This is a genomic window from Caballeronia sp. M1242 (genome assembly GCF_017220215.1).
Classification (GTDB): Bacteria; Pseudomonadota; Gammaproteobacteria; order Burkholderiales; family Burkholderiaceae; genus Caballeronia.
Genome location: NZ_CP071129.1, coordinates 1,723,671 through 1,743,578 on the forward strand (window position 1 = coordinate 1,723,671; position 19,908 = coordinate 1,743,578).

The 19,908-nt window shown below is 65.1% G+C and carries 19 protein-coding genes, 1 tRNA gene and 1 pseudogene; 11 read left to right on the plus strand and 10 right to left on the minus strand.

Annotated elements, in window-relative coordinates:
• Nucleotides 1-180 precede the first annotated feature (180 nt).
• The 5 genes from JYK05_RS08000 to JYK05_RS08020 all read right to left on the minus strand — a co-directional run bounded on the left by JYK05_RS08000 (nt 181) and on the right by JYK05_RS08020 (nt 6,583).
• Nucleotides 181-852 carry a C40 family peptidase gene (locus JYK05_RS08000; protein ID WP_175944127.1) on the minus strand — a complete coding sequence of 224 codons (672 nt, stop codon included), beginning with the start codon at nt 850-852 and terminating at the stop codon, nt 181-183.
• Nucleotides 853-999: 147 nt separating this feature from the next.
• Nucleotides 1,000-2,598 (minus strand): ABC transporter ATP-binding protein, encoded by a 1,599-nt coding sequence (locus JYK05_RS08005; RefSeq protein WP_175944129.1) that lies wholly within the window; start codon nt 2,596-2,598, stop codon nt 1,000-1,002.
• Nucleotides 2,595-3,707 carry an ABC transporter permease gene (locus tag JYK05_RS08010; RefSeq protein WP_371747335.1) on the minus strand — a complete coding sequence of 371 codons (1,113 nt, stop codon included), beginning with the start codon at nt 3,705-3,707 and terminating at the stop codon, nt 2,595-2,597. The genes JYK05_RS08005 and JYK05_RS08010 overlap by 4 nt, the downstream gene beginning before the upstream one ends.
• A 1-nt stretch (nt 3,708) precedes the next feature.
• Nucleotides 3,709-4,749: a microcin C ABC transporter permease YejB gene (locus JYK05_RS08015; RefSeq protein WP_206466579.1), complete on the minus strand. Its 1,041-nt coding sequence runs from the start codon at nt 4,747-4,749 to the stop codon at nt 3,709-3,711.
• Between the two features lie 10 nt (nt 4,750-4,759).
• On the minus strand, nt 4,760-6,583 hold the full coding sequence (locus tag JYK05_RS08020) for an extracellular solute-binding protein (RefSeq protein ID WP_241269895.1): 1,824 nt from the start codon (nt 6,581-6,583) through the stop codon (nt 4,760-4,762).
• Nucleotides 6,584-6,907: 324 nt separating this feature from the next.
• On the opposite strand from JYK05_RS08020, the gene fabI reads away from it, so the two are divergent.
• Complete coding sequence (gene fabI, locus JYK05_RS08025) at nt 6,908-7,699, plus strand: enoyl-ACP reductase FabI (RefSeq protein ID WP_175944135.1); 792 nt, start codon at nt 6,908-6,910, stop codon at nt 7,697-7,699.
• Nucleotides 7,700-7,781: 82 nt separating this feature from the next.
• On the opposite strand, the gene JYK05_RS08030 is transcribed toward fabI, so the two are convergent.
• From JYK05_RS08030 to JYK05_RS08040, 3 genes are all read right to left on the minus strand, one after another.
• Entirely contained in the window at nt 7,782-8,147 is a 366-nt protein-coding gene (locus JYK05_RS08030) for a hypothetical protein (RefSeq protein ID WP_206466581.1), read from the minus strand.
• A 210-nt stretch (nt 8,148-8,357) separates the two neighbouring features.
• Nucleotides 8,358-8,705: a hypothetical protein gene (locus JYK05_RS08035; RefSeq protein WP_206466582.1), complete on the minus strand. Its 348-nt coding sequence runs from the start codon at nt 8,703-8,705 to the stop codon at nt 8,358-8,360.
• 221 nt (nt 8,706-8,926) lie between these two features.
• Nucleotides 8,927-10,243: an MFS transporter gene (locus JYK05_RS08040; protein ID WP_206466583.1), complete on the minus strand. Its 1,317-nt coding sequence runs from the start codon at nt 10,241-10,243 to the stop codon at nt 8,927-8,929.
• Between the two features lie 168 nt (nt 10,244-10,411).
• Between JYK05_RS08040 and JYK05_RS08045 the strand changes: the two genes are divergently transcribed.
• The 10 genes from JYK05_RS08045 (at nt 10,412) to JYK05_RS08090 (ending at nt 18,915) form a co-directional block, all read left to right on the plus strand.
• Nucleotides 10,412-11,194, plus strand: a complete 783-nt coding sequence (locus JYK05_RS08045) for a GntR family transcriptional regulator (protein ID WP_206466584.1) — start codon at nt 10,412-10,414, stop codon at nt 11,192-11,194.
• Nucleotides 11,191-12,867, plus strand: coding sequence for a malonate decarboxylase subunit alpha (mdcA, locus tag JYK05_RS08050; protein WP_206466585.1), 1,677 nt, complete (start codon nt 11,191-11,193; stop codon nt 12,865-12,867). Before JYK05_RS08045 ends, mdcA begins: the two co-directional genes overlap by 4 nt.
• A 5-nt stretch (nt 12,868-12,872) precedes the next feature.
• Nucleotides 12,873-13,748, plus strand: a complete 876-nt coding sequence (locus JYK05_RS08055) for a triphosphoribosyl-dephospho-CoA synthase (RefSeq protein WP_206466586.1) — start codon at nt 12,873-12,875, stop codon at nt 13,746-13,748.
• A 21-nt stretch (nt 13,749-13,769) separates the two neighbouring features.
• A complete protein-coding gene (locus JYK05_RS08060; RefSeq protein ID WP_206466587.1) occupies nt 13,770-14,084 on the plus strand; it encodes a malonate decarboxylase subunit delta in 315 nt (104 codons plus the stop codon).
• Nucleotides 14,081-14,938 (plus strand): biotin-independent malonate decarboxylase subunit beta, encoded by an 858-nt coding sequence (locus JYK05_RS08065; RefSeq protein ID WP_175944149.1) that lies wholly within the window; start codon nt 14,081-14,083, stop codon nt 14,936-14,938. Before JYK05_RS08060 ends, JYK05_RS08065 begins: the two co-directional genes overlap by 4 nt.
• Nucleotides 14,935-15,759, plus strand: coding sequence for a biotin-independent malonate decarboxylase subunit gamma (mdcE, locus tag JYK05_RS08070; RefSeq protein ID WP_175944151.1), 825 nt, complete (start codon nt 14,935-14,937; stop codon nt 15,757-15,759). The genes JYK05_RS08065 and mdcE overlap by 4 nt, the downstream gene beginning before the upstream one ends.
• A gap of 43 nt (nt 15,760-15,802) precedes the next feature.
• Nucleotides 15,803-16,411, plus strand: coding sequence for a hypothetical protein (locus tag JYK05_RS08075; RefSeq protein ID WP_206466588.1), 609 nt, complete (start codon nt 15,803-15,805; stop codon nt 16,409-16,411).
• Between the two features lie 15 nt (nt 16,412-16,426).
• Nucleotides 16,427-17,065 carry a malonate decarboxylase holo-ACP synthase gene (locus JYK05_RS08080; RefSeq protein ID WP_206466589.1) on the plus strand — a complete coding sequence of 213 codons (639 nt, stop codon included), beginning with the start codon at nt 16,427-16,429 and terminating at the stop codon, nt 17,063-17,065.
• Entirely contained in the window at nt 17,062-18,009 is a 948-nt protein-coding gene (gene mdcH / locus JYK05_RS08085) for a malonate decarboxylase subunit epsilon (protein WP_175944156.1), read from the plus strand. The genes JYK05_RS08080 and mdcH overlap by 4 nt, the downstream gene beginning before the upstream one ends.
• Nucleotides 18,010-18,150: 141 nt before the next feature.
• Nucleotides 18,151-18,915, plus strand: coding sequence for a M48 family metalloprotease (locus JYK05_RS08090; RefSeq protein ID WP_175944158.1), 765 nt, complete (start codon nt 18,151-18,153; stop codon nt 18,913-18,915).
• A 165-nt stretch (nt 18,916-19,080) separates the two neighbouring features.
• Here the strand turns inward: JYK05_RS08090 and JYK05_RS26280 are convergent.
• A pseudogene (locus tag JYK05_RS26280) lies at nt 19,081-19,325 on the minus strand (T6SS effector amidase Tae4 family protein); the annotation flags it as partial.
• 479 nt (nt 19,326-19,804) lie between these two features.
• Nucleotides 19,805-19,897: transfer RNA gene (locus JYK05_RS08095), tRNA-Ser, on the minus strand.
• Nucleotides 19,898-19,908: the final 11 nt, after the last annotated feature.

Below are 19,908 nucleotides of genomic sequence, written 5' to 3' on the forward strand. Positions count from 1 at the left end.
GAGGAGGAACAGAGAAATGTTCATTCGAAAACTATAACGGCTTTCGAAGACGCGTGCAATGAGGCTTTACGATCGAATCAATAGCCCACTTAGCGACGACGCCACAAAGCAAAAAGCCTGCGTTCGCGAGAATGCAGGCTTTTTGTGATGAGCGCGAGAAACGATGTTGCGAAAAGTCGATCAGTAACCGCCGAGCGTCGCGCTCACGCGCTGACGCAATTCCGTGCCGTCGTTGAACTGCGCGTTCTCGATGCGGCGCGCACCCGTGAACCGCTTTTCCCAATAGCCGTTTTCCATGTCGTCGACGCGGATCGTGCTGCCGGTGGACGGCGAATGCACGAACTTGTTGTCGCCAATATAGATGCCGACGTGCGAGAACGAGCGGCGCATGGTGTTGAAAAACACGAGATCGCCCGGCTTGAGGTCCGACACGCGAACCTTCTCGCCGACGCGGCTCATTTCTTCGGCGCGGCGCGGCAGCGTCATGCCGAGCGTGTCCTGAAACACGTAGCGCACGAAGCCGCTGCAATCGAGGCCGGAATCCGGCGTGTCGCCGCCCCAGCGATAGCGCACGCCGATCATGTTGAGCGCGCCGACGACGACGTCGCCTGCCTTGCTCGCCACGCCGGAGAAGAACGCCTTCGCGCCGCGCGGTGCGCTGGCGGTGTCCGCCGTGGCGGCGATGGCCGCGGTGTCGGTGGCTTTGGATGCGGTGGTGATGCCGTTGCCGGCATTTTGGCTGTTACTGCTGACTTCGTCGGCGAAAGCGCCGGAAGTGGTGGTCATCAGAAGGCCGAGCAACATGCCCGCGGCAGCGCGCGCACATGTCTGAGTCAACGTGAGTGGTTGCATCGGTCGGTAGGTTTTACAATTAAAGACTGAAAAATCAGTGAGATATGTGAAAGTTTGAACGCATACTAGCCACAAAGTATTTAACTGTCAAAAGAAATAGGAAAATACAATTGAGACGGACACGCAATTGACGAAAAAGAAAGAATTTTAGGAATTCAGGGCTGCCGCCAGTAGCTTTCGTGTGTATTCGTCCGAAGGATTCGCAAAAATCTTCTCTACTTCACCAGCCTCGACGACATTTCCATCTCGCATGACCGCGACGCGATGCGCCATCGCGCCGATCACCTGTAAGTCGTGGCTAATAAACACATATCCCAGGTTGTGCTTCTTCTGAATGTCGGCAAGCAGCGCCAGAACTTGAGTCTGGATTGAGACATCGAGCGCGCTCGTCGGTTCGTCGAGAATGAGAATGCTCGGTTCCAGCACGAGCGCGCGCGCAATCGCGATGCGCTGCCGCTGCCCGCCCGAGAACTCGTGCGGGTAGCGCGTGAGCGCCGTGCGGTCCAGCCCGACTTCGCGCAGCACGGCAATCACCTTGGCGCGGCGCGCGGCGGCATCCAGTTCAGGTCGATGCAGCGCCAGCCCTTCGCCGACGATGCGCTCCACCGTCTGGCGCGGCGAAAGCGAGCTAAACGGGTCCTGAAACACGACTTGCAGATTCGAGCGCAGCACGGTCTTTTCGCGTCCGCGAAAATCGCCGAGCGCCCTGCCCTGAAACTGCACGCTTCCATGCGAGATGCGCTGCAAGCCGAGCAGCGCCATCGCGAGCGTCGATTTTCCGGATCCGGATTCCCCGACGATGCCGAGCGTTTCGCCCTGCCGCACGGAGAGCGTCACGTCGTCGACGGCCTTGAAGCGGCCGCGCCGGAACCATCCCTGAAATCCCGGGAGCCGCGTCGGATAGTCGACGCGCACGTCTTTGGCATCGAGCAGCACGGGCGCGATCGGCAGCACCGGCAGCACGCGCCGCTCCGGACGGCTGTTCAGCAGGCGCTCTGTGTACGGGTGTTGCGGCGACTCGAAAATCGTATCGACCGCGCCGCTTTCGACGAGCACGCCCTTTTCCATCACCGCGACGCGCTCTGCAAAACGCCGCACCAGATTCAGATCGTGCGTGATGAGCAGCACGGCCATGCCGCGCTTCTCGGCCTCGTCGCGCTGAAGTTCCAGCAACAGTTCGACGATCTGCGCGCGAATGGTCACGTCGAGCGCGGTCGTCGGCTCGTCGGCGAGCAAGAGACGCGGGCGGCACGCGAGCGCCATCGCGATCATCACGCGCTGGCGCTGGCCGCCTGAAAGCTGATGCGGATAACTGTCGACGCGCCGCTCCGGCTCCGTGATGCCCGTGCGCGCCAGCAGCGCGATGGCGCGCTCGCGGGCCTCGCGCGGACTCGCGCCGTCGTGAAGCTGAATCGTCTCGCCGATCTGATCGCCGACCGTGTACAGCGGATTGAGCGCGGTCATCGGCTCCTGAAAGATCATCGCGATGTCCGAGCCGCGCAGGCCACGCATCTCGCGTTCGCTTTTCGCGAGCAGGTCTTCACCGGCGAAGCGGATCGCGCCCGTCATTTCGGCATCGCGCAAAAGACGCAGCACCGACAACGCCGTCACGCTCTTGCCCGAGCCCGACTCGCCGACGAGCGCCACGCGCTCGCCCGCGCGGACGTCGAGACTCACGCCATCGACGGCGAGCGTGTCGCCGAAGCGCACGCGCAGATTGTCGATCGACAAGAGCGGCGCGCTCATTGACCGCCTCCGGCCTTCACCGCATCCGCGATGCGCGTGTCGAGCGCATTGCGCAGCGCATCGCCCATGAAGGTGAGCAGAAGCAGCGTCGCGACGAGCACGCCGAAGGTCGACACCGAAATCCACCACGCGTCGAGATTGGCCTTGCCCTGCGCGAGCAGTTCGCCGAGCGACGGCGTCGGCGGCGGCACGCCGAGCCCGAGAAAGTCGAGGCTCGTGAGCGCGAGAATCGCCCCGCTCATGCGAAACGGCAGGAATGTGATGACGGGCGTCAGGCTATTGGGCAGCACATGCCGCCAGATGATCTGCCAGTTGGACAAGCCCATCGCGCGGGCGGCGCGCACGTAGTCCTGCGTGCGGTTGCGCAGAAACTCCGCGCGCACGTAATCCGACAGGCCGATCCAGCCGAACAGCGACAGCAGCACGATGAGCAGGATCAGACTCGGCTCGAAGATGGACGCGAAGATGATGAGCAGATAAAGCTCCGGCAACGCGCTCCAGATTTCGATCAGCCGCTGCCCGGTGATGTCGATGCGTCCGCCGAAATAGCCCTGCACCGCGCCCGCGACCACGCCGAGCGCGGTGCCGATGGCCGTCAGCACGAGCGCGAACAGCACTGACACGCGAAAGCCGTAGAGAAGCCGCGCGAACACGTCGCGACCGCGGTCGTCCGTGCCGAGCCAGTTTTCGCGCGACGGCGGCGCCGGGTTCGAGCCCTTCGAAAAGTAATTGAGCGTGTCGTAGTAATAGTGATTCGGCGGATAGATCGCGAAGTTGCCGGGCGCGTTGAAGCGGTCGCGCACGAACGGATCGAGATAATCCGCGGGCGTCGGGAAGTCGCCGCCGAAGGTCGTCTCCGCGTAATTCTTCACGAGCGGAAAGTAGAACTGCCCCTGATAGCGCACGACGAGCGGCTTGTCGTTCGACCACAGCGGCCCCGCGAGGCTGATGACGAACGCCGCGACGAACACGACGAGGCTCCAGTACCCCAGCCGGTTGCGTTTGAAACGCTGCCACACGCGCCGCCCGGGCGTCATCGAGACTTCGGGGCGCAGCGGCTGGCCGTCTGTTGCGGTCGCGGCGCGGCGCGACGATGCGGCTCGGTTCAAGTCAACGCTCCAGTTGCTCGAATTGAATGCGCGGATCGACCCATACGTAGCAAAGGTCCGAGATGAGCTTCGTCGCGAGGCCGATCAGCGTGAAGAGATACAGCGTGCCGAGCACGACGGGATAATCGCGCCGCACGACCGATTCGTACGAAAGCAGCCCGAGGCCGTCGAGCGAAAAGAGCGTCTCGATCAGCAGGCTGCCCGTGAAGAACGCGCCGATGAACGCCGCCGGAAAACCGACGATCAGCGGCAAAAGCGCATTGCGGAACACGTGCTTCCACAGCACGCGCCGCTCGCTCAGACCCTTCGCGCGCGCGGTGAGCACGTATTGCTTGCGAATTTCGTCGAGAAACGCGTTCTTGGTCAGCATCGTGATGATGGCGAAGCTCCCGACCACCGACGCCACCACGGGCAATGTGATGTGCCACAGATAATCGAGAATCTTCCCGCCGAGCGAGAGCGTCGCCCAGTTGTCCGAAGTCAGGTTGCGCAACGGGAAGAGTTGCCAGAACGTTCCCCCGCCGAACAGCACGAGCAGCAGCACGCCCAGCACGAAGCCGGGAATCGCAAAGCCGATCAGGACGATGAGACTCGTCGCGACATCGAACTTCGAGCCGTTCTTCACGGCCTTCGCGATGCCGAGCGGCACCGATATCAGATACGTTATGAAGAACGTCCACAAGCCGATGCTGATCGACACCGGCAGCTTCGACACGATGAGCGACCAGACGCTCTGATGCCGGAAGTAGCTCTCGCCGAGATCGAAGCGCGCGAACTTGCCGAGCATCAGGAGATAACGCTGGAGCGGCGGCTTGTCGAAGCCATAGAGCGCCTTGAGTTGCGCGATCTGCTGCGCATCGACGCCGGTGTGCGAGCGCATGCCGAACGCCGCGCCGCCTTCCGCGTTGCCGCGCCGCAGGTCGTGAACGGCCTGCTCCACAGGACCGCCCGGCACGAACTGGATCACGACGAACGTCAGCGTGAGCACGCCGACGAGCGTCGGGATCATCAACAGAATGCGTTTGAGGATGTAGCTCCACATCGCGTCGTCCTTATTTAGATACCGCCGCGGGCTTCTGCCACCACGTCGAGAGCACCCATTCGTCCGCGACGTAATAGAGCGGCAGCGTCGACGGATAGCCGAGCGTGTTGCGGTACGCGACCCGATGCGTCGCCGAGTACCAGTGCGGAATCACGTAGTAGCCGTTCATCAGCACGCGGTCGAGCGCGTGCGTGGCGTCCACGAGTTCATCGCGCGTCTGCGCGGACACGACCTTGCGCAAAATCGCGTCGATGGCCGGCGACTTCACGCCCGCGAGGTTATCCGAGCCCTGGTCGTCCGCGTACTTGCTGCCGAAGCGCGACACCTGCTCGGTGCCGGGCACCTGCACGTCGGGCAGACGCACGCTCGTCATGTCGAAGTCGAACGCATCGAGGCGCTTCTGGATCAGCGCGTAATCGACCGTGCGAAAGTTCATCGTGATGCCGAGCTTCTGCAGGTTGCGCCCGAACGCGGCCGCGACCGGCTCCATCGACGCGCCGCCGCCCGTGTCGTCGAGTATCTCGAACACGAACGGCTGGCCCTTCGCATTGCGCAGCGCGCCGTCGCGATACGTCCAGCCGGCTTGCGCCAGCAACTCGCGCGCCTTGATGAGATTCGCGCGCAGCGAGCCGGGCGGATCGGTGTCGGGCTGCTTCGGCATCTCGCCGAAGACCGCGGGATCGAGCTTGTTGCGCAGCGGGTTCAGGATCGCGAGCTCGCCTTCGCTCGGCATGCCTTTCGCCTGCAGGTCCGTGTTGACGAAGAAGCTGTCCGTGCGCTTGTACTGGTTGAAGAACAGTTGCCGGTTGAGCCACTCGAAGTCGAGCGCGAGATCGAGCGCCTGCCGCACGCGCACGTCCTTGAAAAGCGGCCGGCGCAGGTTCATGAAGAAGCCCTGCATGCCGGTGCCGTTGTGATGCGGAAACTCGCGCTTGATGAGCTCGCCGCTGTCGAAGCGCTTGCCGATATCGCGCCGGACCCAGCTTCGCGCGACATTTTCGACGAGCACGTCGTACTCGCCGGCCTTGAACGCTTCGAGCCGCGCGGTCGCGTCCGAATACAGCTTGTAGTCGATGCGCGCGAAGTTGTGCGTGCCGACGCGCACCGGCAGCGACGCGCCCCAGTAATGCGGATCGCGCTTGTAGGTGATCGTGCGGCCGTTGTCGAACGAGTCGATCTGGTAATCGCCGCTCGCGATCGGCTTTTCGAACGCGAGCTGATCGAACGGAATGCGCGTGCCGTCGGGCCGCATGCCCCATTTGCGCGAGAACACCGGAATGCCGCCCGCGAGCAGCGGCATTTCGCGCGTCGCCACTTTGTATTCGAAGCGGATCGTCAGCCGATCGACGACCACCGCCCGCGTGATCTGCCCGAAGTACACCGAAAATTGCGGCGCGGCCTTCGGACTCTTCAGCGTCTCGAAGGAGAACTTGACGTCTTCGGCCGTGACCGGATCGCCGTTATTGAAGCGCGCTTTCGGGTTGATGTGGAAGGTCGTCGACAATCCGTCCGGCGCCACGTCGATATTGTCCGCGAGCAGGCAATAGGCGCTCGCCACTTCGTCCGAGCTTCCTGTCGTCAGGCTTTCGAACATGAGCCCGAGGCCCGGCGCGGGATTGCCCCTTAGCGTGAACGGATTGAACTTGTCGAAGCTCGTCAGGCGGCTCGGATTGGCGAGCACCAGCGTGCCGTCGCGCGGCGCGTCGGGATTCACGTAATCGAAGTGCTTGAAGTCCGGCGGATACTTCGGCTCGCCGTACTGCGCGTACGCGTGCGCGGCGAACGCCGGGCTGCCCGCGAAGAAGGCGATGCAGGCCGTGCAGGCGGCGAGCATGAGCGCGAAGCGCTCGCCCCGCGCGGGCGGTGATGCGAACGGCAGGCGGGACGTCGACAGCCCGGTCATAGGCTCCTTGCGAGATGAGTGAATGGCCCGGCGCTCACGCAATGCGAGACGCAGGACCCGGGCGGAAGCGGCCGGACGGCTCTGGCGATGTGAGAGAATTCTACCCAATCAAAACGCCATGCGGTTTGGCGCACGGAAGGCGTCTTTTTCGATGCCCTGTCGTCCCGCCGAACCGATGCGCGCCGCACCCGACGCGAAGCCCGCAATCGAGACGCCTTGCGAGCCTCGCGTGACATTGACATTCAAGGAGCATTCATGGGCTTTCTCGCTGGAAAACGAATTCTGCTGACCGGCTTGCTGTCGAACCGCTCGATCGCTTACGGTATCGCACAGGCCTGCAAGCGCGAGGGCGCGGAACTGGCGTTCACGTATGTCGGCGAGCGCTTCAAGGACCGCATCACCGAATTTGCAACCGAATTCGGCAGCGACATGATCTACCCGTGCGATGTGAGCAGCGACGCCGACATCGAAGCGCTCTTCTCCTCGCTCAAGGAACGCTGGGATACGCTCGACGGCCTCGTGCATTCCATCGGCTTCGCGCCGCGCGAGGCGATTGCCGGCGACTTCCTCGAAGGCATGACGCGCGAGAACTTCCGCATCGCGCACGACATCTCCGCGTACAGCTTCCCGGCGCTCGCCAAGGCCGCGCACTCTATGCTCTCGGACAGCGCGTCGTTGCTCACGCTCAGCTATCTCGGCGCGGAACGCGCGATTCCGAACTACAACACGATGGGTCTCGCGAAGGCGTCGCTGGAAGCGAGCGTGCGTTATATTGCGGCATCGCTCGGCCAGAAAGGCGTGCGCGTGAACGGCATCTCGGCCGGCCCCATCAAGACGCTCGCGGCGAGCGGCATCAAGGGCTTCAGCAAGATTCTCGATTTCGTGGAAGACAACGCGCCGCTCAAGCGCAACGTGACGATCGAGCAGGTCGGCAACGTCGCCGCGTTCCTGCTGTCGGATCTGGCGGGCGGCGTGAGCGCGGAGATCGTGCATGTCGATGCCGGTTTCCACGCGGTCGTCGGCGGCATGGCGGGCATCGGCGAGTAAGCGCGCTCGCGGCATTGCTTCAGATAGGGGGCTGTTCCTTTGCGGAACGGCCCCTTTGTCGTTTGGCGGCAGTCGAGCGAGATCAACGGTGACCGTGACCGTGGCCGTGGCCATTTCCGTGGCCGTGATCGTGACCGTTCCCGTGTCTGTGCTCGTATCCATGGCCGTAGCCGTGATAGCGATTCCAGTCGCCGCGGCTCCAGTAGCGTCGTCCGTCCCAGTACCGGTTGCCGTGCCAGCCGATCACCACCGGCGGCGCATACATCGGCGCGGGCTGGTAGATGACCGGCGGCGGTGGCGGCGCGTAAACCGGCGTGGGCGCGACATAGACGGGCGCCGGGACGCCGATATTCACGCCGACGTGCACGTCCGCCGCTTGCGCGGAGCTGCCCGCCGCCCATGCCGCGACGCTCAGCGCGGCTGCGAGCAAATGCCTCGTAGGTTTCATGGCTCTGATCCTCGTTTTCTCGTTGTTGGCTTGCCACGAAATATAACGGAATGCTTTCAGCCGGATATTTCCGGTTTGTAAGTTCGTGCGCCTTTCGACGTTAAGTCAGAGGAAAGCTTACGTTTGGTTACATCGCGGAGCCGCAAAACAAAAAGCCACCCGCATTCGCGTGGTGGCTTTCTGAGCCGAAGCTATCGAGCGATTCGCGGCTCAATGCCAGCCGTGACGCCCGTGGTCTCCGTGACCGTGTTCCTCGTGGCCATACGCGTGGCCGCGTCCGTGATACCGATACCAGTCGTCGCGATCCCAATAGCGACGGCCGTCCCAGTACCGATCGCCGTGCCAGCCGATCACGACGGCCGGCTGCGCATAGACCGGCGGCGGCGCATACACGACGGGCGGCGGAGGCGGCGCATACACCGGCGCCGGCGCGACGTAGACCGGCGCGGGCACCCCGATGTTCACGCCCACCGACACTCCCGCCATTGCCGCGCCCGACACCGTCAAGCCGCCGAGCACGAGCGCGTACGCCACGGAAGCCTTCGAAACCTTGTTCATGTGAAGCCCACCTCGATGGGATGTTTGTTGTGTTGAATCGACTATATCGAACGATTTGCCAGACAGTTGTTCGAGTTCGTAACCTCGCGTTACCAGCCGGTCGCCGCTTCTTCCGGGCGAGATCCTGACGAGGAGTCAAGCCCTGGCGCTTGCCGCTACCCGCGCCAAAACGAACGGCGGCCCACGCAGGGCCGCCGCGATAGTACCGCATGTCATACCAATCAGTTGGGCAGTTCCTGGCCCTTCGTTTCCGGCGCGAACGGAATGACCGCGAGGCCGATCAGGAACGCAATGCCCGTCAGCGCGATCGGCACGCCGAGCGTCTTCATGTTCAGCACCATCGCGCCGATGCCGAAGTTCACGATCGCGCCGAAGAAACGCCCGATCGACGTGCAGAACGCGAACGCCGTCGCCCGCACGCGGGTTTCGAACTGCTCGGGAAGCCAGAGGCTGAAGAGCGCGAAGTTGCCGCCGAAGAAGCCGAGCACGAACAGAAGCGCGATGAACGGCACGAGCCCGTTGTTCAAATAGAACGCCCAGCCGAACGACAGCGCGATGGACGCCGCCATGCCGACGAAGTACACCGCGAGCGTCTTGCGGCGGCCGATGCGCTCGGCCATCGGCGGCAGCGCGAGACAGCCGATGATCGTGCCGATGGACAAGAGCCCCGTCGCGATCGACGCCATGCGCGCGGCTTCGGGCTTGGTCAGGCCGGCGCGCGTCGCGAGCTGGATGACCGCCGACGGTTCATATACCGCGCCGGCCCAGAGCCCGATGATCGCCACCGTGAGCAGCACGGCCGCGACGATGGTGCGCTTGCGATACTGCGCCGAGAAAATGGCGCGCAGCGGACTCTGATGCTTGACCGCGGGCGCCGCCGTGGCTTCGGCGCGCTCCCACTTGTCGGTTTCCTTGACGCGCGTCAGCACGAGAATCGACACGACGACCGGAAACAGCCCGACGAGAAACATCGCGCGCCAGCCGAACGCCGCGCCGATGGTGTAATTCAGCGCCGCCGCGAGGAAGAAGCCCGCGTAGTAGCCGGTTTGCAGATAGCCCGCGCCCATTTTGCGGCGGTCTTCCGGCCAGGCTTCCGCGACGTACGTTCCGGCGAGCGCCCACTCCCCGCCTATGCCCACGCCCGCGAAGAAGCGATAGATGCCGAGCGCCCAGACCGTGTGCGCGGTGGCCGCCAGCCCGGTGAAGATGGCGAACGTGAAGATGGTCGCCGCGAGCACCTTCGTGCGCCCGAAGCGGTCCGCGAGCGGCCCCCAAATGAACGACAGTCCCCATCCGACCAGAAACAGCGCGAAAAGAATCGATCCGGCGAGACCGACATTCGCGGGCGTCGCCGCATAGCCGGAGCGCGGCAGCAGCTCGGTCAGCGCCGGCGCGAGCACGAGCGCGTAGATGAACGAGTCCATCCCGTCGAGCGTCCAGCCCGCCCATGCGCCCCAGAAGCCGGTGATTTGCGAACGGTTGAGCGGTGTCCTCGTGGCGCGCGTGGCGCTGATCGGTCGATCTAGCGTGCTAGGCATGGCGTGTCTCTCCTTTCTCTGCGGGTCGGCAACTGACGGGAAATTCGACGCGCGTGTTATTGGTTCTAGTGTCGGCGTCTAGGGAAAGCACCGGGGGTTCCGTGTGCGGTTTTATATATAATATTTGAACAACTGGACGCGACAACTCCGCACTTTCACCTAGCAGCCATGTCGACAAATCTCTCTTCACAAGCGGCTTCGTTTCGCGACGCGCAGTTCGAGCCGCGCCAGAGCACGTCGCGCTTCATCGCGGATGCATTGCGCGCCGCCATCGTCGAAGGCTCGCTCACGCCCGGCGAGCCGCTGCGTCAGGATGCGATCGCCCGGCAGTTCTCGGTGAGCGCGATCCCCGTGCGCGAAGCCTTCCGGCAACTGGAAAGCGAAGGCTGGGTAAAAATCGAGCCGAATCGCGGCGCCGCCGTCAGCCCGCAATCGGCGGACGAAGCGCGCGAGATCTACGAGATCCGCGCATCGCTCGAAAGTCTCGCCATCGGCATCGCCATCGCGCACCACACGCCGGAAACGCTCGCGGAATGCAAACGCCTGCTCGAAGCCGCCGAGAACGAGCCGGACCCCACGCTCTATGTCATGCGCAACGAGCAGTTCCATACGAGCCTGTACGCGCCGGCGAATCGCCCGCATCTGATGGAACTGATCGGCCAGATGCACCGGCGCGGCGAGCGCTATCTGCGCCTGAAACTCGGCTTGCCGATCCACAAGGATTCCTCCGATGCCGAGCACCGCGCGATCTTCGATGCGCTCGCCGCACGCGACATCGAAGCCGCGCAGACGCTCGTCGCACGCCACTTGCTCGCGACGGGCGAGCTGATCCACCGCTTTCTCGCCGATGCGCAGGCGCTCGCTGCATCGAAAGAGGTGAAAAACAAGCGCCGCGCGCGCTCTTCCGCCGCTCAATCCTCACGAACGTCTTCCCGACAGGCCGACCGATGAATTCGTCCCCTTCCGCCGATGCCCTCACGCCATCCCGAAGCTGGAACACGCGCGCCCAGGAAAAAGCGCGCCGCCTGAAGCTGATCGAGCCGTGGCTCGACGGTCCGGTGCTCGACACGGAACGCATCGTGGACGCGCTGCATGCGCTAATCGTCACGGGCGACCGCGTCGCGCTCGAAGGGAACAACCAGAAGCAGGCGGATTTTCTGTCGCGTGCGTTTGCGCGGCTCGATCCCGAGCGCGTGCACGACGTGCATCTGCTGATTTCGAGCATCAGCCGGCCCGAGCATCTGACGCTCTTCGAACAGGGCATCGCGCGCAAGGTCGATTTCGCCTATGCCGGTCCGCAGAGCCTGCGCGTCGCGCAACTGCTGGAGGACGGGCTGCTCGAGATCGGCGCGATCTATACGTACATCGAACTGTACGCGCGCATGTTTATCGATCTGACGCCGAACGTCGCGCTCGTCTGCGCGGAAAAGGCGGACCGCCACGGCAACCTGTACACCGGCGCGAACACCGAGGACACGCCGACCATCGTGGAAGCGGCCGCGTTCCGGCATGGCATCGTGATCGCGCAGGTGAACGAGATCGTCGATGAACTGCCGCGCGTCGATATTCCCGGCTCGTGGGTCGATGTGATCGTGAAGGCGGACCGGCCGTTCGCCGTCGAGCCGCTTTTCACGCGCGATCCGCGCCACATCGGCGAGTTGCAAATCCTGATGGCGATGATGACCATTCGCGGGATCTACGCGCGCTACGGCGTCACGTCGCTGAACCACGGCATCGGCTTCGACACGGCGGCGATCGAACTGCTTCTGCCGACCTACGGCGAATCGCTCGGCCTGAAGGGCAAGATCTGCACGCACTGGGCGCTCAATCCGCATCCGACGCTCATTCCCGCCATCGAAAGCGGCTGGGTCGAGAGCGTGCACTGCTTCGGCAGCGAAGTGGGCATGGAGAAGTACATCGCGGCGCGCCCGGACGTGTTCTTCACCGGACGCGACGGCAGCCTGCGCTCGAATCGCGTGTTCTGCCAGCTTGCGGGACAGTACGGCGTCGATCTCTTCATCGGCTCGACCTTGCAGATGGACGCGGACGCGAATTCATCGACCGTCACGCTCGGGCGGCTCGCGGGCTTCGGCGGCGCGCCGAACATGGGACACGATCCGCGCGGCCGCCGTCATTCGAGCGAAGCGTGGCTCAAGCTCCTGAAAAACGACGGCCCGAATCCGGCCATCGCGCGCGGGCACAAGCTCGTCGTGCAGACCGCCGAGACGTACAAGAAAGGCGGCGAGCCGACCATCGTGGATGCGCTCGACGCGATCGCCGTCGGAGAAAAAAGCCGCATGCCGATCGCGCCCGTGATGATCTACGGCGACGACGTCACGCACGTGGTGACCGAAGAAGGCATCGCGTATCTGAACGCGGCCGAAGGCATCGACGAACGGCGCGCGGCGCTCGCCGCCGTCGCGGGCGTGACGCCGATCGGCATGCGCGCCGATGCCAACAAGACGGCCGAACTGCGGCGGCGCGGCATCGTCGCGTTCCCGGAAGACCTCGGCGTGCGGCGCGGCGACGCAAAACGCTCGATGCTCGCCGCGCGCAGCATAGACGATCTCGTCGCGTGGTCCGGCGGTCTGTATGCGCCGCCCGCGCGCTTCAGAAGCTGGTGAGCGCGATGACCGCCGCCCTTCCCCTTCTCCGCGATGAGGCTTGCCGGAGCGCGCGCGCCGCGCCTGCGCCTGTCATCGCCGCGCTCGCCGTCGATGCGCTGATCGCCGAGGCGCGTCTCACGCCGAAGCCCGCGCTCGTCGACGAACGCGGCAGCGGCGCGCATCGCGATCTCGACCTCGACACGATGCTGCGCTCGGCGCGCGCACTGCATCCGACGTTTCTCGCTATCGGGCGGGCCGCGTTGGGCGTCGCGCCGTCGCAGGCGCTGCGCGAACGGCTCGCGCGCATCGGCCGCGAAGGCGAAGCCGCGATGCTGCGCGCGACCGGCGGCAGCAACGCGCATCGCGGCGCGATCTGGATCGTCGGCTTGTTGTGCGCCGGCGCGGCGATGCACGCGCCCGGCGACAGCGAAGCGATCTGCGCGTCGGCGGCTGAAATCGCGCGATACGACGACCGCTTCGCGCCCGCGTCCGCGCAGGCGAGCCACGGCGCGCGCGTGACGGCGCGCTTTCGCGTGGCGGGCGCGCGCGGTGAAGCGCGCGAGGGCTTTCCGCACGCGTTGCGAATCGGCTTGCCGGCGCTCGCCGATGCGCGCCGCCGCGGTCTCTCCGAAACCAACGCGCGGCTCGACGCGCTCGTCGCCATCATGGCCTCGCTCGACGATACATGCCTCTTGCATCGCGGCGGCATGAAGGCGCTCGCCGTCGCGAAAGACGGCGCGCGGCGCGTGATCGACCACGGCGGAATGGCGCATGCAGCGGGACGAGCGGCGCTCGCGCGGCTCGACGCTGACTTGCTGGCGCTGAATGCATCGCCGGGCGGCGCGGCCGACCTGCTCGCCGCCACGCTCTTTCTCGACAGCCTCGGGCAATCGTCCTGAGACGCAAACAGAGGAACGAAGATGGAAAACATGCGATACGAATATCCCGCCAAACGGCCCGTCACGCGCCGCGCGCACGTGGGCGTGGTCGGATCGGGCGATCTCGAAGTGCTGCTCACACCGTCGCAGACGGCCAACGCGGAAGTGGTGATCCGCACGAGCGTCGACGGCTACGAGCACGTATGGAAAAGCGTGCTCGACCGCTTCTTCCAGCGCTACGACGGCGCCGCGAAATTCGAGCTCAACGACTTCGGCGCGACGCCGGGCGTCGTGATGCTGCGCCTCTCGGAAGCCGCCGAAGCCAGCGACGCGCAGGAAAGCGGAGAGGCGCGATGAATGCCCACGACACGTTTCTCGCCCGGCACAGCTTCATCGAAATGACGGCGCGCGAGCGCGCCCGGGCCTTGCTCGATGCGGGCACGTACCGCGAACTGCTCGGCCCGTTCGACCGGCTCGAATCGCCGTGGCTCGCGATGCAGAACATCGTCTGCCAGTCCGACGACGGCGCGGTGATCGCGCGCGGCACGCTCGGCAGCGAGCCGGCCGTCATCGCGGCGATCGAGCCGGCGTTTCAGGGCGGCAGCATCGGCGAAGTGTCGGGCGCAAAGATCGCGGCCGCGCTCGAACTCGCGCTCGGCGAATTCGAAGCGGGCCGCGCGATTCGTCCGGTGATCCTCTTCGAAACGGGCGGCGTGCGCTTGCAGGAGGCGAACCTCGGCCTCGCGGCGATCGCGGAGATTCAGGCGGCTATCGTCGCGCTGCGGCGGCACGTGCCGGTGGTCGGCGTGATCGGCGGGATGGTCGGCTGCTTCGGCGGCATGTCGCTGGCTGCGGCCTTGTGCACGGAACTCGTGATGACGCGGCAGGCGCGGCTCGGCATGAACGGGCCGGAAGTGATCGAGCAGGAAGCAGGAATCGAGGAACTCGACGCGGGTGATCGCCGGCTCATCTGGTCGATGATCGGCGGCGAAGAGCGCGTGGCGGTCGGGCTGGCGGATACGCTCGTCGACGACGATACGGCGCAGGTCCGCGACGCGGTGCTTGCTGCGTTCGCGCACGGCGTGCCGGCGCGGCATCGCAGCGAGGACGTGGACGGTTTCGTTGAACGCCTTGCGCGCGTGAATCCCGACGCGATCGATCCCGACACGCTGCGCGCGCTGTGGAACCAGACTGGAGGATCGCAACGATGAGCACGATCAACGCCATGACTTCGCGCGGCGCGTGCTGGCTGGATGCGCTGACGTCGGCACCTGCCGACGCCGAAAGCGGCCCGGTTCGCGCGCGCGACGGCGAACTGAATGGCGCGGCGGCGCGCTTCATCGCCGTGGTGCCCGACCCGCACAACCGCTTCCCTCGCGCGACCGACAACGTGGTCGGACTCGAACAGGGCTGGCTGCTCGCCCGCGCGGTGCGCGAGGTGATCGACGCCGACCGCGACGCCGAGTCGAAGCGGCCCATCGTCGCGATCGTCGATGTGAAGAGCCAGGCGTATGGACGGCGCGAGGAGTTGCTCGGCATTCATCTCGCGTGCGCCGCCGCGGTGGATGCCTACGCGAGCGCGCGGCTCGCCGGGCATCCGGTGATCGCGCTGATCGTCGGGCCGGCGATGTCGGGCGCGTATCTCGCGCACGGCTATCAGGCGAACCGGATCGTCGCTCTCGATGCGTCCGGCACGGCGGTGCACGCCATGGGCAAGGAAGCGGCGGCGCGCGTCACGCGGCGCAGCGTCGAGAGCCTCGATGCGCTCGGCGATACCGTCCTGCCGATGTCGTACAAGATGAGCGCGTATGCGAAGCTCGGGTTACTGCACGAATTGATCGAAGGCGTGAATGCGGATGCGCCTTCGCAGGCGGATATCGAGCGCGTGAAGGCATCGCTGGTTGCGGCCGTTGTAGATGCGCGTGGCGGACCGCGCGATTTGTCAAACCGATTGACGTCGGCGGATTCGAAGCGCACGCGGGCGGCGTCGGTGGAAGTGCGACGGCGGATGCGCGAGCAGTGGGAGGGGTGATGCCCGAGGAGTTGGGGCGTTTCGTGCGTTCTGACCGTTCGGCGTGTTCGGCGTGTTCGGCGTGTTCGGCGTGTTCGGCGTGTTCGGCGTGTTCGGCGTGTTCGGCGGGTTCGGCGTGTTCGGCGTGTTCGGCGTGTTCGGCGCATTCGGCGCATTCGGCGCATTCGGCTCTTTGGGCGTTCTCGGCGCGGTCGGTGCTTGCGGCGCATTGCGCGCGTTCAAGCTGCGCTGTGCGGCGCCCATCCGCTTCACTAGGCGCGTTCGGCACGTCCATGCGGTCCAGTGCGGCAATCGCGGCGCGTTCCGCACGCTCGCGCCGTCCGAGCGACAGCTTCGCTACGCACGGGACGCCTTCGGCGCATCGAGTGCGATACGCGGCTCACGCACGGCGCGGGACTTCCCGCGCGCGCTGCGCCGCTGGGTTTGCATCGCGTGTGCGGATGGCGCAATCGCTCGGACCTATGCTTTTCTGCGCGTCAATGGAAGCACCTTGCCCGCACCGCGCGATGTCGCGATTGTGCGCGGACCCGTCAGCCCGAATCCTCGAGCGCAATCAACGATGCGCGGCGGACGACTCTCCCAGGTCAACAATCGCGCCTCTCGCAAGCCCGGTCTCTCGCTCGGCCTGCCGCGCCGCCCAACCGTCGTATAGGGAGTTGACCGCGCGATGACCCTCCTGCCGCCCGAACCGCGCCCGCACGACTTGCTCGCATTGTCCCCGGCAGCCCCGCCGTTCGCCGACGCCCCCGCGTGGGTCGACGCATCGCTCGCGCGCGCGCCGTTCGTCGTCGTGCGACGCGCGCCGCGCATGGGTAGCGCAATCGCCGTCGGCATACGCGGGGCCACGCGCAGCGAGCGATTCGGCACGTGGGTCGAGGCGCGTGACATCGAGTGCGTGCTGACGCCCGAAGCATTGAGGCTGCGTGAGCCCGCCGCATCGCGCAGAAACATGCCCGCCTTCGCGCTGCTGCGCGCCGTCGCGCCGATCTTCGACGCTTCCGGACTCGCCTGGGGCCCCGCCGGGAGCACGGGCTTCGAACTGGCGAGCGGCCAGCCGACGGTCACGCCAACCAGCGATCTCGACGTCATCGTGCGAGCGCCCGAGCCGCTCTCGCGCGCCGATGCGTCGCGTCTCTTGGATGCGCTCTCGCACGAAGCGCGCTGCGTCGGCACGCGCATCGACGTGCAAATCGAAACCACCGACGCCGCCTTCTCGCTCGCCGAATACACCGGGCAAAACGTCCGCGTGCTGCTCCGTCACGCGGACGGCCCGAGCCTCGCCGCCGATCCGTGGGCCGTGCCGTGATCGCCTATCTGTTCCCGGGACAAGGCGCGCAGACGCCTGGCTTCCTGCATCGCCTCGGCGGCGAGAAGCCGCATCCGGCTATCGCGCGAACGCTCGCCGAGGCGTCGGCCATTCTCGGCGAAGACGTTCTATCGCTCGATGACGCGAACGCGCTCGCATCGACCGTCGCGGTGCAGATCGCGCTGACCGTCGCGGGCGTGGCGGCCGCGCGGGCGCTGGCCGAAGAAGGCATCGAACCGCACGCGGTCGCGGGCTTGTCCGTGGGCGCTTATGGCGCGGCCGTCGCCTGCGGCGCGATTGCTTTCGACGATGCATTGCGGCTCGTGCGCCTGCGCGCCACGCTCATGCAGGACGCGTATCCGCGCGGCTACGGCATGCTCGCGATACTCGGCCTGAACGAACGCGAGGTCGCGAGCGTGATCGAGAAGGTTCGCGACGAGGCGCGCGCCGATGCCTACCTCGGCAATCTGAATGCGCCGCGGCAAATCGTCGTATCGGGCAGCGATCAATCGCTCGACGCCGTGCGCGAAGCCGCCCTCGCACGCGGCGCGCGCAAGGCGGAGCGGCTCGCGGTGAGCGTGCCGTCGCATTGCGTATTGCTCGACGACGCAGCCGTGCGCCTCGCCGAAGCAGCCGACAAGGTGCGCTTCGTCGCGCCGCGGATCGCGTATGTCGGCAATCGCGGCGCGCGCGCCCTCGTGCGCGCCGATGCGATCCGCGAAGACCTCGCGACCAACCTGCGTTATCCGGTGCGCTGGCACGATTCGACGATCGCACTCGCCGAGCGCGGCGCGAACGTGTTCGTCGAAATGCCGCCCGGCCGCACGCTCACCCAGCTTCTCGCGGAAGCCCTGCCTGATGCACCGGCAATTGCGATGGACGCGTCGCCGGTGTCATCGATTGCGGCGCGCGTGCGCGCGGCATGCCGCCGCGCCGATGCATGAATCTGCGCGGTCTGTCGGCGATTCGTCATTGAGCCGTCAGAAAATAGGAATTGTCGGATAGCTTACGACGCGCTCGCCCGTGAGCATTGCGCTCCATCCGCGAATCGCGCGGATCGATCACAACAACTCATAAGGCAGACCATGAAACACGTACGCATTGCAATTGCAGCCTCCGCGGCATCCGCAGCTTTCGCGCTCGCTTCCTGTGGAAGCGTCGCCAATCTGAGCCCGGACACGCTGCTGCAATCCGGCCAGATGGCCACGCAGGCCTTCACGCTCAGCGACGCCGACGTGCGCCAGCTCTCCGACAAGTCGTGCTCGGAGATGGATGCGCAAAGCAAGATCGCGCCGGCGTCGAGCGCGTACACGCAGCGCCTGAACCGCATCGCGAAGCAGCTCGGCGACAACATCAACGGCGTGCCGGTGAACTACAAGGTATACATCACGAAAGATGTCAATGCGTGGGCGATGGCCAACGGCTGCGTGCGCGTCTATAGCGGCCTAATGGACATGATGAACGACGACGAAGTGCGCGGCGTGGTCGGCCATGAGATGGGCCACGTGGCGCTCGGCCACACGAAGAAGGCGATGCAGGTGGCCTACGCGACGTCGGCGGCGCGCTCGGTGGCGTCGTCGGCGGGCGGCGTGGTCGGCAGCCTGTCGGCATCGCAGCTCGGCGATCTTTCGGAGAAGTTCGTCAACGCGCAGTTCTCGCAGTCGCAGGAAAGCGCCGCCGACGATTATTCGTTCGATATGCAGAAGAAGAAGGGCTACAGCCCGGCGGGGCTCGTTACTGCATTCCAGAAGCTCGCGGCGCTGGATGGCGGGAAGTCGAGCATGCTGAGTTCGCACCCGTCGTCGCCGTCGCGCGCGAAGCATATCGAGGAGAGGCTTGCGGCGAAGTGACGTTGGGGCTGGCGCGGTTGAGCGGGAGCAGGATTGCGCGAGCCACTAAGTGATGAGTCCGCGGTGCCTGGGTCAGATGTGGGTGCTGATGCATCGCACCGCGGGCTTTTTTTCGTTGCTGCGATCGCCGACGTGCGCATGTGCGGCGCATTCGGAACAAATCAGTCAATGCCACACAGCAGCGTAGTAGAACCGATAGAAGCAAACTGTACCTAAAGTCAGTAGCAACACCGCCAACGCCCGCGACGAAGGGTTTTCAGCTCGTTTGAAACCACTGATTGCCCCTTGGACACTAGGTGACGTTAGCTTGTTGCCGTTCCAAAGATCAATATGCCCGCCACTTGCGTTATCCGCGCGCTCTCCGTCGCGCGTCCAGTAGCGTGAAAATTTTCAATGATGCCTGTGCGGCCTGCGGCTAGCCGCCTAGCACGCGCCCCTTCGTGGTGGTCCGGTCACCTTTTGCTACGAGTCGGTCGGTCATGTTGTCCCCGAGGCCGTTCGCTCGACACGCGCGTTATTTCGTTATGCTTGATGTTTGGCCTATGTCTAAGAGCCGAAGGCCGCCATCTGGATTACGTGGCGTTCTAGCATAAGAGTCCATCCGACAATCGCAATGAATCGCCAGCAACGAAGCCGCTAATCGACAAACTTTGACGGCCACAGAATATCGCGTGGGCGGGACGCTGTCGTGTTCTGGGGAATTGGCGCATGCTCGCGTCATATTAACGCGGCAGCCAGTCGCGCTCTCGGGACTTCGAGCACTCGGCTAACTGCGGCATGCAGCACTAGACGACTGACACGAAACAATTCGAACCAGCCGCGCGCTGCCGGACGCACAAAACAAAAAGCCCCACAAGTCTTCCGACTTGCGGGGCTTTTCTCCTACCACTGGCGGAGACGGAGGGATTCGAACCCTCGATCCAGTTTTTAGCCAGATGCTCCCTTAGCAGGGGAGTGCCTTCGACCTCTCGGCCACGTCTCCCAAACTTTTCG